Raw genomic sequence first — 12,634 nt, 5'->3', positions numbered from 1 at the left:
CCCCGGTGGACGAGGACCTGCTCCGGAACCTCACCCCTGGCGTGCTCGCGATCCTCGTCCGGCGCGGAGCCGACTTCGCGGCGGCCGAGGACGCCGTGCAGGAGGCGCTGGTCGAGGCGGTCCGCGGCTGGCCCGCCCGGCCGCCGGCGGACCCGAAGGGCTGGCTGGTTACCGTGGCCTGGCGCAAGTTCCTCGACGCGACCCGGGCGGACACGGCCCGCCGCCGGCGGGAGGAACTCGTCGACGAGGAGCCGGAGCCGGGGCCCGCGCCCGCGCTGGACGACACGCTCCGGCTGTACTTCCTGTGCGCCCACCCGTCGCTGACGCCCTCGTCCGCGGTCGCGCTCACGTTGCGCGCCGTCGGCGGGCTCACCACCCGCCAGATCGCCCGGGCCTACCTGGTGCCCGAGGCGACCGTGGCGCAGCGCATCAGCCGGGCCAAGCGCACCGTCTCCGGCGTGCGGTTCGACCGGCCCGGGGACGTCGCCACCGTGCTGCGCGTCCTCTACCTGGTCTTCAACGAGGGCTACTCCGGGGACGTCGACCTCGCCGCCGAGGCGATCCGGCTCACGCGGCAGCTCGGGGCCCGGATCGATCACCCCGAGGTGGCGGGTCTGCTCGCGCTGATGCTGCTCCACCACGCGCGGCGTGCCGGCCGGACCGCACCCGACGGCAGCCTGGTGCCGCTCGCCGAGCAGGACCGCACCCGGTGGGACACCGGGGCGATCGCCGAGGGCGTCGCGATCCTCCAGGCGGCCCTGGCCCGGGACCGGCTGGGCGAGTTCCAGGCCCAGGCCGCCATCGCGGCACTCCACGCCGACGCGCCCACGGCCGGAGAGACGGACTGGGTGCAGATCGTCGGGTGGTACGACGAGCTCGTGCGCCTGACCGACAGCCCGGTCGTCCGGCTGAACCGCGCGGTGGCCGTCGGCGAGGCCGACGGGCCGCGCGCCGGTCTGGCGGCCCTCGCGGAGCTGGACGACTCCCTGCCCCGCCACACGGCGGTGGCCGCGTACCTCCGCGAGCGGGACGGTGACCTGGCGACGGCGGCGCGGCTGTACGCCGAGGCGGCCCGGGAGGCGCCCGACCTCGCCGAACGCGACCACCTGACCCGGCGGGCCGCCCGGCTCAACGCCCGCCTGCGTCGCTGACGGGCCGCTCCCCGGGTGCCTCGCGGGTGGCTCCCGGGTGCCCGCGGGTGATTCCGCGTGCACCCGGGGACACCCCGGAGGCAGGACGAGGGCGCGGCCCGGCCGGCGGCCGGTGGGCGGCGGTACCGGTCAGTTGAACTGGCCGGGCCGGTAGTCGCCGGCCGGCGTCTTGAGCAGGACGTTCGCGCGGTTGAAGGCGTTGATGATCGCGATGGCGCCGACGAGGGCGGCGAGCTGCTCCTCGTCGTAGTGCTTGGCGGCGTTCTCCCAGACCTCGTCCGGGACGCCGCCGGCCGCGTCGGCGATGCGGGTGGCCTCCTCGGTCAGCTCCAGCGCCGCGCGCTCGGCCTCGGTGAACACCGTGGCCTCCCGCCACACCGCGACGAGGTTGAGGCGCTCCGCGGACTCCCCGGCGTGCACGGCGTCCTTGAAGTGCATGTCGGTGCAGAAGGCGCAGCTGTTGATCTGGCTGGCACGGAGCTTCACCAGCTCCTGGGTCGTGGCGGGGAGGGTCGAGTCCTCCAGCACCTTGCCCGCGGCGATGATGTGCTTGAAGACCTTGCCGAGGACCGGGCTGGTGAAGGGGTTGAGGCGGGCTTCCATGGTGTTCTCCGTTGCCGTCGTCTGTCGGGACACACCTTTGACGGGACAGCCCGGCGGGTTGTGACACGCGCCCGTTGTGACGGTGGTCACTCCCCGCCGGCGGGCCCGGCGGGCGACGCCGCGCGGGCCGGCGCGTCCGGGGGGAGACTGCGAAGCATGGGACAGCGTGATGTTTCGGTGGCGCGCGAGATGGCGGCCCCGGCGGACCGGGTCTGGCGGTCGATGACCGACCTGGAGTCGATGCCGCAGGTGCTGAGCGGCGTCGACTCGGTGGAGGTCCTCACGCCGGGCCCGTTCGGCGTGGGGACGCGCTGGCGGGAGACCCGGCGGATGCTGGGCAAGTCGGCCACCGAGGAGATGTGGGTGACGGTGTGCGACGCCCCGGTCCGGTACGTCGCGGAGGCGGACAACGCGGGCATGCACTACGTGTCGGAGTTCCGGCTCGTGGAGCGCACGCCCGGGCGGACGACCGTCACGATGACCTTCTCGGCCCGGCCCCGGCACGGCGACAAGCTGCCGTTCCTGGCGCGGCTGCTGGGCGGGATCGGCGCCAAGGCGGCGGCGAAGGCGATCGCCAAGGACCTGGCGGACGTGGCGGCCTCGGTGGAACGCACGCCCGGGGGCGGACCGGACCGGTAGTCGCCCGCCCCCGCCCGCCCGCCCCCGCCCGCCTCCGCCCGCTCGCGACCCGATCACTGCCCGGTCGCCGCTCCGCTCGGCCGCGGGCTCAGAGCCAGCTCAGCGCCCGGTCAGCGGCCGGTCACCGCTTCGAGTGCCGCTTCGAGTGCCGCGAGGAATCGGTCCGTGGTCGGCTCGTCCCGGACGGCGATGCGCAGCCAGTCCGGGCCGAGGCCGGGGAAGGTGTCGCCCCGGCGGACGGCGAAGCCGCGCTCGCGCAGCGCGGTCCGGACGGTGTCGGCCCCGGGCAGTTCGATCAGGACGAACGACGCCGCCGGCTCGCCGTGCACCCGGACGGCGGGCAGGGCGGAGAGGCCCTTGAGCAGGTGGTCGCGCCGGAGGGCCAGTTCGTGCGACGCCTCCTCGGCCTCCGCGAGGGCGGCCGGAGTGGAGCAGACCTCGGCGGCGGCCAGGGCGGGGGTGGAGACCGGCCAGAGCGGCTGGGCGGCGGCGAGGCCGGCGATCAGCGGGGCCGGACCGAGCGCGTATCCGATCCGCAGGCCGGCCAGGCCCCAGGTCTTGGTGAGGCTGCGGAGGACGACCACCCGGCCGGGCAGCTCGCGGGCCGACGAGGCCAGGGACTCGGTCTCGCCGGGCACGGTGTCCATGAACGCCTCGTCGATCACCAGGGTGCGTCCGGGGCGGGCGAGGGCGGCGACGGCGGCGGCCGGGTGGAGGACGGACGTCGGGTTGGTGGGGTTGCCGAGCACGACCAGGTCGGCGGCCTCGGGGACGGCGTCCGGAGTGAGCCGGAAGCCGTCGGCGGGGGAGAGCAGGACGCGGTGCACGGCGTGTCCGGCATCCCGTAGCGCGGCTTCCGGCTCGGTGAACTGCGGGTGCACGACGACGATGTGACGCGCCGTCAGGGTGCGGGCCAGCAGGACGAACGCCTCGGCGGCGCCCGAGGTGAGCAGCACCTCGTCGACCGGGCGGCCGTGCCGGGCGGCGACGGCGGCATGCGCGGACGTGCCGTCGGGGTAGGCGGCGAGGTCGGCGAGGGTGGCGGCCAGGTGCTCGCGCAGCCACTGCGGGGGCGTGCCGGTGCGGACGTTGACGGCGAGGTCGACCAGGTCGGGTCCGGCGGCGCGCACCTCGGCGTCCCCGTGGTGGCGGAGATCGGGTTCGGCGGCCTTGGCGGCCTCGGCGGCTCCGGCGGGGGAGGGCTCGGCGGCGGAGGGGGTGTGCGGCCCGGGGGTGGAGCCGGATGCGGGGGTCATGGGCGGATCTCCTGCGGGGGCTGGCGGGGGAGCGGGGTGGCGCGGCAGGCGGGCGACGGCGACCGTCGCGGCCGGGGACTTCCGCTTGGGCACGACGAGTTCCCCGCCTGGCGCGCTCGCCAGTGCTGCCGCCTCGGCCACGCCGGCCGTACCCACCGCCGCGCCGACGACGGCGGACGGGTGCGGTACGGGGACGGTCGCCAGGGCGTCGGCCGGGTGTTCGGCGACCGGGACGCCGAGTGCGGCGGCGGCCCGGCGGACGGCCGGGTGGGCGGCCTTGCCGGTGAGGGTGGCGATCAGGGCGACGGGCGTGCCGGGCGGCCCTGCCTCGGCCAGTGCCCGGCGGATCAGCCCGAGCAGCTCCGCCGCCGTGGCCGAGCCGCGCGCGCCCACGCCGACGACCAGGGCTCCCGGCCCGGCGGCGGTGACTCCCGGGCGTGCCTCTCCGGCGCCAGGCGCGTCGGACACGTGCGCGCCCGCGTCCGGTGGGCCCGCGCCCGGTGCGCCTGGGGTCGGTGCGCCCGCGTCCGGCGCGCACGCCCCCGCGCACGCGCAGGCAGGCGCGCGGGAGGGCGGCTCCGCGCGCGCCCCGGAAGCACCCACGCCCGAACCGTTCCCGACCGGACCGCTCACGACCGGCTCACGTCCATCTCACGCCCTGCTCACGTCCGACTTCTCCGCGTCATCCGCCCGACACCCGTCCGCCGGCCGCTGCGAGCCGATCCGGGGCGGCGCGGGCCGATCCGGGCCCCGTGCGGGCCGGCGACGGTCCGCGACCACCCGTGGCGGTCGGTGAACGTCCGGCCGTCGGCGGCCCGAACGCCCACGTCAGGGCGATGGGGGCTGCGGAAATCCCACCACGGCCGTCACGGACGGGTCAATCGGCGGGGCTGTGACCTGCGCTTGACCTTCGGCTGTGGGGCGCGATCGCTGTTCGCCTGCTCTTCATGTCGCGGCCGGAGCCCGCGCCACCGTCCCGCTCCTACTGTTTGCGGCGCTCAGGCCCGGTGATTTCCCATCGGGTATTCCCCGCCGGTTCCCCCTCGCGGCCGGGCCACCTCCCCGGCCCGGCCGCCCCCGACGTACGGAGGACACCCATGTCCGAGACGCCCCGGACCCCCGAGACACTTGTCATGAACGCAACCCACGAGAGATCCCGCCGCCGCACCCTGACCGCCCTGGGCGCCGGCCTCGGCCTGGTCGCCGGCTCCCTCGGCCTCTGGGTCGCCATCGGGACGGCCGCGCACGCCGCCGCCCTCCCGGCCCCGGACCACGTGGTGGTCGTCGTCCTGGAGAACCACGCCTACTCGCAGATCATCGGAAGCTCCGGCGCGCCGTACATCAACAACACCCTGAAGGCCGGCGGCGCCAACCTGACCCAGTCGTTCGGGCTCACCCACCCCAGCGAGCCCAACTACTACCAGCTGTTCTCCGGCTCCAACCAGGGCCGCACGGACGACAGCTGCGTGCCGGTCGGCTCGATCAACAAGGCCAACCTCGCCTCCGAGCTGATCGCCGCCGGCAAGACCTGGGGCAGCTACAACGAGGGCCTGCCGAGCCAGGGCTCGACCGTCTGCTCCAGCGGCAAGTACGCGCAGAAGCACAACCCGTGGTTCGGCTTCAGCAACGTGCCGACCAACACCGCCTACACGATGACGCAGTTCCCGACGAACTTCGCGAGCCTGCCGAAGGTCTCCTTCGTCGTGCCGGACCTCTGCAACGACATGCACGACTGCTCGGTCTCGACCGGCGACACCTGGATCAAGAACAAGCTCGGCGCCTACGCCACCTGGGCCAAGAGCAACAACAGCATCCTCGTCGTCACCTTCGACGAGGACAACCGCCTCTCCGGCAACCGCATCCCCACCATCTTCTACGGCGCCCACGTCACCCCGGGCTCCTCGACCGCCACCACCTACAACCACTACAGCGTGCTGCGCACGCTGGAGGACCTCGCCGGGCTGACCACCCACGCGGGCAACGCCGCCACCGCCGCCACCATCACCGGCATCTGGAACTGACACCCGTGTACGTCGCGGACTCCCGCAGCTCCAAGGCCCCCGTCGCCCCGGCCGCCACCCGGCCGGGGCGGCGGGAGGCCGCCGCCGACACCGCCGCCGACACCGCCGCCGACACCGCCACCGGCCCGGACACCGGCGCGGCCCACGGCACCGACACCGCCGACACCGCTGATGCCGCCGACGCCGTAGGCCGCCCCCACCTCCCCGGCCGGGCGGCCCGGGCCGCCGTGCCCGGCACCGTGCTGGCGCTGGGCACCGTCAGCCTGGTCACCGACGTGTCCTCCGAGATGGTCAGCGCCGTCCTCCCGCTCTACCTCCTCACCGGGCTCGGCCTCTCCCCGCTCGGCTTCGGCCTGCTGGACGGCATCCAGAACGGCTTCAGCGCGCTCGTCCGCCTGGCCGGCGGCCACCTCGCCGACCGGCGCGGCCGGGACGGCGCACCCCGGCACAAGGCGGTCGCCGCGCTCGGGTACGGGCTGTCGGCGCTCTGCAAGCCGCTCCTGCTGCTCGTCCACACCGTGCCGCTGATCGGCGCCGTGCTCGCCGTCGACCGCACCGGAAAGGGCCTGCGCACCGCGCCGCGCGACGCGATGATCTCGCTGGCCACCGAACCGGCCCACCGCGGAAGGGCGTTCGGCGTCCACCGGGCGATGGACACGGCCGGTGCGCTGCTCGGACCGCTCACCGCCTTCCTGGTGCTCCGGACGGCCGGCGGTCCGCTGCTCGCCGACGGCGGCCGGCAGCGGGGCTACCAGGCGGTGTTCGCGGTCAGCGCCTGCGTCGCGGTGCTGGGCGTGCTGATCCTGCTGCTCTTCGTGCCGCACCGCCCCGACGCCGCCGGGCCGCCGTCCGGGCCGTCCGGGCCGCAGTCCGGCTCCCCGGGACTCCGGGACGGCCTCGCGCTGCTCCGCAGGCCCGACCTGCGGCGGCTCACCCTCTGCGCGGTGCTCCTCGGCCTCACCACGGTCAGCGACTCCTTCCTCTACCTGCTCGTGCAGCGCCGCCTCGGCCTGGCCACGGAGTACTTCCCGCTGCTCCCGCTCGGGACCGCCGCCGCGTTCCTCCTCCTCGCCGTCCCGCTCGGCGCGCTCGCGGACCGGATCGGCCGCCGCCGGCTCTTCCTGGCGGGTCACGGCGTCCTGCTGCTCGCGTACGGGCTGCTGCTCTCGCCGCTGGGCGGGCTGCCGGCGGTGGTCTGCGTGCTGGTGCTGCACGGCGCGTTCTACGCCTCGACGGACGGCGTGCTCGCCGCCGCCGCGGCCGACGCCGTCCCGCCCGGGCAGCGCGGTGCGGGGCTCGCCCTGGTCGGTACGGGCCAGGCGCTCGCCCGGTTCGCCTGCTCGCTGGCGTTCGGCGCGCTCTGGGGCGTGGTCGGCGGCACCGCCGCGCTGGCCTGGTCGGCGGGTGCGCTGGCCTGCTGTGCGGCCGGTGCGGCCTTCGTCCTCCGCGAACCGCCGAGCGGCCCCGCCGGTCCGGCCCCGGCCCCCGGCCACACCCCGGTCCCCGGCCCCGCCCCGACCCCCGCTCCCGCCGCCACCGACCCCGAGGTGCCCTCGTGACCACCACCCCGCTCCGCAACCGCACCAGGGTGCTGATCCTGCTGGCCGCCGTCGTCCTCCTCGGCGCGGTCGGCACCGGCGCCGTCCGCTACGCCGCCGACCGCTCCGCCGAGCGCGACCGGGCCCGGCCCGACGGCCCGGTCGTCACCCGCGGCGACGTCTCCCTCCGGACGCCCGCCTCCCGGCAGCTCGCCTTCCGCAACATGGCCTGGGGCCCCCACCGCGACGAGATCGCCACCGTCCCCGCCGACCGCCCGGACGGCCCCCGCACCGCCTCCGGCGTCCAGTGCCTGCGCTTCCACGCCGCCGCCGGCACCGGCATCTGCCTCCAGGCGGAGCGCGGGGCACTCCAGGACACCTACCGGGCCGTCGTCCTCGACGACCACCTCCGGGAGCTGCGCTCGTTCCCCGCCGCCGGGATCCCGACCCGCTCCCGGGTGTCGCCGTCCGGCCACCTCGTCGCCTGGACGGTCTTCGTCAGCGGCGACTCCTACGCGGGCACCGACTTCTCCACCCGCACGGCGATCGTCGACGTCCGCGACGGGAACCTCCGGGACAACCTGGAGACCTTCGACGTGATCAAGGACGGCAAGCCGTACCGCGCCGCCGACGTCAACGTCTGGGGCGTGACCTTCGCCGACGACACGGCCTTCTACGCGACCGTCGCCACCGGCGGCCGGACGTACCTGGTCCGCGGCGACCTCGGCGCCCGCACCCTCACCACCCTCCACCAGAACGTCGAGTGCCCCTCGCTCTCCCCGGACGGCACCCGGATCGCCTACAAGAAGCGTGTCCCGGGCGTGTCCGAGGACGCCCCCTGGCGGCTCTACGTCCTCGACCTCGCCACCATGACCGAGACCGCCACCGCCGAGCAGCGCAGCATCGACGACCAGGCCGTCTGGGCCGACGACGGGAACCTCCTCTACGCCCTCCCCGGAGACTTCGGCGCCGATCTGTGGACCGCCCCCGCCGACGGCACGGGCGCCGCCCGGCGTCTGCTCGACGCGGCGGTGGCCCCGGCATATCTGGGCTGATCAGGCTGGTTGGTCCGACTCGGAACTTCGAGCGTAGGGTCCACGTCGAGCAATACGAGTGGCGACGCGACGCCGCGACGCCACGCCGACGGACCGGGGGAGCAGGAAAAGTGAGCCAACGAGGGCCCGACCGCGGGCTGTCGCCGGAGCAGCGCATGTCCAGCGACTCGTGGCCGGCGCTGCACGGCCGCCCCGTGCTGCGCCGGACGATCGCGATGGGCCTCGTCCTGTTCGTCGCGGTGATGGCGGCCCTCGCCGTCCGCGGCGTCAACGCCCTCACCCTCGGTCGCGGTGTCGTCGAGACCGACCGGGACCGCGCCGAGCTGCTCGCCGGCCTGCACCCCTCGCAGCACCCCGGTGCCGGGCGCTACTACGTGCCCGTCGGCGCGGTGTACACGCACACGCCGGACGGCGTCCCCGTCGCGTACCTGCACTACCGGCTCGGCGGGGGGCGCGAGGTCGGCGTCGGCGACTTCCTGCGCACCTACGACCTGCCCGCCCCCGGGCCGACGACCGCGCTGCCCCCGGACCTCACGGAGGCGCTGGGCGGCGACGAGCCGGACCTCGCCGCCGAACTCTTCGAGCCGTTCGTGACGGTGCCCGCCGATCCGTCCGCGGACCCGTCCGCCGGGTCGTCCGCCCCGGTGTCCGCCGGGACGACCCCCGCCCCGGCGCCGGTCCACACCTCCGACGGCACCGGGCCGGTTCCCACGGGTGTGCCCACCGAGACGCCCGCATCCGAGGTCACCGTCGAGGCCGGCCTCGCCGCCGGCCCGGAGGGCGAGGACGGCTTCGCCCCGGCCTTCCCGGCCGACGTGCCCGACCCGGCCCAGGGGACGCCGTCCCCCTCGACCGAACCGTCCCCGACGTCCGAGCCGTCCCCGACCCCGGCTCCCGAGCAGTCGCCGACCGGCCCGGCCGCGACCGCCACCCCGGCGCGCCCCTCCACGGTCCGCCGGATCTACGTCGCCACCGTGCCGGGCGGGCTCCCGGGGGCCGCCGACATCTACGTCCGCGCCACGACGGGCTGAGCCGGCGGCGCCCGGCCCCCCGCGCCGCCCGGTGCCGCCGCGTTCGGACCCGCCGCGTTCAGTCCGGGATGCGGTCGCCCGTGTGACCGGGCCCGTCGGGACGGTCGGCGGATCCGCTGACCAGCAGGTCCCCGCCGTGGGCCGCGCGCGGCGTCAGCGTGAACGACACCCGGTGCGTACGGCCGCGCGACACCCCGGCCTCGGTCTCCGCACCGACCGCCCACAGCCTGAAGCCCGCCTTCGCCCTGGCGTCGGCCCTCAGCTCGACCTCGAACTCCATCTCCACGGGGCCGACGGCGAACACCACGTCCTGTCCCGCCCCGCGCGCCACCGCCTCCAGCAGTTCGTCGCGTACCGCCGCGACCGCGTCCACCAGCGGAATGTCCATCGGGCCCCCTTGTTCCAACCGTCCGTGCGTCGGATCAACGAGACTGCCGGGGTGGCGAGTTCCCGTACGACGGGCAGGACGCGGGCCGGTGGCGCGGACCTAGCCGACGAGGATCATGACGGCCGCGGCGACCACCGCGAAGACGACCGCGAGGATGAAGCCGAGCATCACCGGCGAGATCCGGTCCCGGAGGCTCCTCGGCGGTCGGACCCGTGCGCCCTGGTCGGTGCTCAGCTCCCACCAGTCGACGACGCGCCGGTAGTCGGCGCCGAACTCGGGGTCGGGGTACATGTCGCTGTGCTGGAGCCCGGGCAGTGAGCGCCGCCGGCCGCCCACGAGGAACATCCGGGCCACGGTCGACGACCCGTACCGGCTGTCGGTCTCACGGGTGTCGATCCACTGGACCTCCTGCCAGGCGTAGGTGCGGCCGCGCCCGATGCCCCAGCAGATGGTGACCCCGGCGGGCCCGACCCTGGACCAGCTCCTGAACGCGCAGTAGGCGACCGGGGCCAGCACGGCGATGGTGCCGCCGATCAGCCAGAAGGCCCACACGGGCCCGAGTGTGACGGAGGCGAAGGTGCCCTCGAAGACGAAAACGACGATGGCCAGGAGAAGATGCGACCGCGCCGGACGGTACCGGTCTCTCCCCCGGAAGATCAGTTCGCTCACACCACGCACACTATGCCGTGGCCATCGATCGGAACAGTGGGAGTACGTGCGATCCCCGCCAACAGGCTTGTTTCACAGGGTTCCTAGGCCCCGGTCCGGCCCTCGGGTCGGTCCGCACCCCGGTCCGCACCCCGGTTCTCGCGCCGGCCCGCGCGCACCGCGCGTGCCAGCCGTGTGAGGCCGTAGCCGAGCAGCCAGGGAAGCACAGTGAGGGCGCCGACGTAGACGGCGAGGTAGCCGAGGAGGTCGTCCAGCCGGCCCGGTTCGTTCCAGGTGTCGGTGGGCAGGACCATGGCGGTCGCTGAGACCGCGACGGGCACCGCCGGGAGCAGCAGCGACCAGAGGCGTGGTGCCCGCCGCCCGGGCCGGCGGGCGCACCACACGCCCGTGGCGGCCATGGCGAAAGGGCCGAGCGGCACCCACAGCACCACCGGGACGAACAGCAGGACCCACCATTCGTCCGAATATCCGAACATCATCGGCGCCCCCGATCTCCGCCCACCTCTGAACCCCACCCGCCCGCCGGGTTCCTGCCCGCCCCGGCGGCTCCGGAACCGGACCGCCGCCGGCTGCCCGCCGCGCGACGACGACGGCTACCCCTCCCGGCGCCCGAACCGTCGCACGGCCGGCTCCAGGAAGTCCGCGTGCGGCCCGCGGAGGTCCGCCAACTCGGCCGGAGCGCCGACGAACACGATCTCGACCAGCTCGCGCTCCGACGCCGCCAGCGTGGCGAACCGCTCGCGCAGCCGTACCTCCGGCAGCGGGGGTGCGAGGAACACCGTCCCGACGCTCCCGTACTGCCCGCGCGTGATCGCCCGGAGCACCAGCTCCCCGGGCGCCACCACGACACCGGTCTCCTCGGCCAACTCCCGGGCGGCGTTTCGCCGCAGCGCGGCCGTGTCGAGCGGCTCGCCCGGGCCCGGCGGCTCGACGGACCCGCCGGGCGGCTGCCACTTCCCGGGGGCGGCCGTGGACGCGGACATCCGGCCCAGCAGGAGCCTGCCGTCGTCCGTGGGCTGGAGGAGGACGACCGACAGCGAGGCCGGCCGGACCGCACCGGGCACCCACCGGAGCGCGTAGTGCCGGTACGTCACCCGGGACCAGGAGAGGACGGGTTCGCCGGGGGCGTCCCAGCGGACGCCCTCGCAGGCCACCACCGGACCGTCGAACAGCGTCGGGTTCCGCCGGACGGCCTCGTCCCAGGCGCGGTCCCGGGCCTGCTGTTCCGCGGGGGAGAGCCGGGGGGACGGGACTTCGACCAGGCGCAGCCGGTGGACGTCCAGGACTTCGGCGGGAGCGGGTGGCAGCGGATCGCCCATCCGGCCATCGTGCCAGGCGCCCCGGGGACGCCGGACCGCACGACACGACATGGCGCGACGACCGACACGACACGGTGCGGGGCGCCCTGGCCGCCCCGCGCCGCTCCTGTTGCCGCAGGAGCCGGCGGGAGCGGGCGGGAGCGGGGACCGCCGCCCTCGGAGGCCGTCCGAGGCGCTCTGGTGCCGCCGGATCGACTCTGACACCATTTCGGCCGAGATGAACGGGCAGTGCGCGAATGGTTCATCTCAGCTGCATCAACGTAGCCGTAGAGCGTCGAGTAGATCCGAGGCCGACCATGAAGACCTTACGCACTCACGTCCCGAATCTGGTGACGGCCGTGCTGCTCCTGCTGGGCCTGATGACCGCCGCGACCGCGCAGGCCCAGGCGGCCCCGCAGCGGCTCGCCGGCAGCGCGACCGTGTGCTCCAACTCCCCCATCCCGACGGGGTGGGTCATCACGAGCTCGTACAGCAGCAGCGGCTGTCCGGGTACCGGCGTCGCGTACACCATCGCCGATACGACCGGGCTGACGAACGCGACGGTGTGTTCGATGTCGCCGATTCCGGCGGGTTGGGTGATCACGAGTTCGTACGGCAGCGGTGGCTGTGTGGGCACCGGTTACGCGTACTCGATCGCCAAGATCACCACGCAGACCTACGCCACCGTGTGCTCCTTCTCGCCGATTCCGGCGGGTTGGGTGATCACGAGTTCGTACAGCAGTGGCGGGTGCGCGGGCACCGGTTACGCGTACTCGATCGCCAATGTCGCCAACCAGACGAACGCGACGGTGTGTTCGATGTCGCCGATTCCGGCGGGTTGGGTGATCACGAGTTCGTACAGCAGTGGCGGGTGCGCGGGCACCGGCTATGCGTACTCGATCGCCAATGTCGCCAACCAGACGAACGCGACGGTGTGTTCGATGTCGCCGATTCCGGCGGGTTGGGTGATCACGAGTTCGTACAG

13 protein-coding genes are annotated in these 12,634 nt (G+C 75.0%); 7 read left to right on the top strand and 6 right to left on the bottom strand.

Annotation, left to right across the window (positions count from 1 at the left end):
- Nucleotides 1–5: 5 nt before the first annotated feature.
- Nucleotides 6–1,151 (top strand): RNA polymerase sigma factor, encoded by a 1,146-nt coding sequence (locus tag ACFWIC_RS16315; RefSeq protein WP_380519173.1) that lies wholly within the window; start codon nt 6–8, stop codon nt 1,149–1,151.
- Nucleotides 1,152–1,280: 129 nt separating this feature from the next.
- On the opposite strand, the gene ACFWIC_RS16310 is transcribed toward ACFWIC_RS16315, so the two are convergent.
- Entirely contained in the window at nt 1,281–1,754 is a 474-nt protein-coding gene (locus tag ACFWIC_RS16310; RefSeq protein ID WP_329880745.1) for a carboxymuconolactone decarboxylase family protein, read from the bottom strand.
- Between the two features lie 156 nt (nt 1,755–1,910).
- Between ACFWIC_RS16310 and ACFWIC_RS16305 the strand changes: the two genes are divergently transcribed.
- On the top strand, nt 1,911–2,393 hold the full coding sequence (locus ACFWIC_RS16305) for an SRPBCC family protein (RefSeq protein WP_329948674.1): 483 nt from the start codon (nt 1,911–1,913) through the stop codon (nt 2,391–2,393).
- Nucleotides 2,394–2,503: 110 nt separating this feature from the next.
- Here ACFWIC_RS16305 and cobC read toward each other — a convergent pair whose 3' ends face one another.
- Nucleotides 2,504–4,117, bottom strand: a complete 1,614-nt coding sequence (gene cobC, locus ACFWIC_RS16300; protein ID WP_380519097.1) for an Rv2231c family pyridoxal phosphate-dependent protein CobC — start codon at nt 4,115–4,117, stop codon at nt 2,504–2,506.
- A 665-nt stretch (nt 4,118–4,782) separates the two neighbouring features.
- Here cobC and ACFWIC_RS16295 point away from each other — a divergent pair.
- The 4 genes from ACFWIC_RS16295 (at nt 4,783) to ACFWIC_RS16280 (ending at nt 9,294) form a co-directional block, all read left to right on the top strand.
- Nucleotides 4,783–5,670: an alkaline phosphatase family protein gene (locus ACFWIC_RS16295; protein ID WP_380519095.1), complete on the top strand. Its 888-nt coding sequence runs from the start codon at nt 4,783–4,785 to the stop codon at nt 5,668–5,670.
- 5 nt (nt 5,671–5,675) lie between these two features.
- Nucleotides 5,676–7,229 carry an MFS transporter gene (locus ACFWIC_RS16290; protein ID WP_380519092.1) on the top strand — a complete coding sequence of 518 codons (1,554 nt, stop codon included), beginning with the start codon at nt 5,676–5,678 and terminating at the stop codon, nt 7,227–7,229.
- Nucleotides 7,226–8,263: a TolB-like translocation protein gene (locus tag ACFWIC_RS16285; protein ID WP_355399899.1), complete on the top strand. Its 1,038-nt coding sequence runs from the start codon at nt 7,226–7,228 to the stop codon at nt 8,261–8,263. The genes ACFWIC_RS16290 and ACFWIC_RS16285 overlap by 4 nt, the downstream gene beginning before the upstream one ends.
- A 155-nt stretch (nt 8,264–8,418) precedes the next feature.
- Nucleotides 8,419–9,294 (top strand): hypothetical protein, encoded by an 876-nt coding sequence (locus ACFWIC_RS16280; RefSeq protein ID WP_380519090.1) that lies wholly within the window; start codon nt 8,419–8,421, stop codon nt 9,292–9,294.
- Between the two features lie 58 nt (nt 9,295–9,352).
- Here the strand turns inward: ACFWIC_RS16280 and ACFWIC_RS16275 are convergent, their stop codons facing one another.
- From ACFWIC_RS16275 to ACFWIC_RS16260, 4 genes are all read right to left on the bottom strand, one after another.
- Nucleotides 9,353–9,682, bottom strand: a complete 330-nt coding sequence (locus tag ACFWIC_RS16275) for a trypco2 family protein (RefSeq protein ID WP_380519087.1) — start codon at nt 9,680–9,682, stop codon at nt 9,353–9,355.
- Between the two features lie 99 nt (nt 9,683–9,781).
- Nucleotides 9,782–10,351, bottom strand: a complete 570-nt coding sequence (locus ACFWIC_RS16270; protein ID WP_380519084.1) for a hypothetical protein — start codon at nt 10,349–10,351, stop codon at nt 9,782–9,784.
- A gap of 83 nt (nt 10,352–10,434) precedes the next feature.
- The gene (locus tag ACFWIC_RS16265) at nt 10,435–10,830 is read right to left on the bottom strand and encodes a hypothetical protein (protein WP_380519081.1); all 396 of its coding nucleotides are present in this window, start codon (nt 10,828–10,830) and stop codon (nt 10,435–10,437) included.
- A gap of 114 nt (nt 10,831–10,944) precedes the next feature.
- Complete coding sequence (locus tag ACFWIC_RS16260) at nt 10,945–11,670, bottom strand: NUDIX hydrolase (protein WP_380362828.1); 726 nt, start codon at nt 11,668–11,670, stop codon at nt 10,945–10,947.
- 338 nt (nt 11,671–12,008) lie between these two features.
- Here ACFWIC_RS16260 and ACFWIC_RS16255 point away from each other — a divergent pair.
- A partial coding sequence (locus ACFWIC_RS16255) for a hypothetical protein (RefSeq protein WP_380519078.1) occupies nt 12,009–12,634 on the top strand: 626 nt, incomplete at its 3' end.

The sequence above is a fragment of the Kitasatospora sp. NPDC127035 genome, assembly GCF_042726075.1.
Taxonomy (GTDB): domain Bacteria; phylum Actinomycetota; class Actinomycetes; order Streptomycetales; family Streptomycetaceae; genus Kitasatospora.
This window is presented reverse-complemented; position numbering and strand designations above follow the sequence as displayed.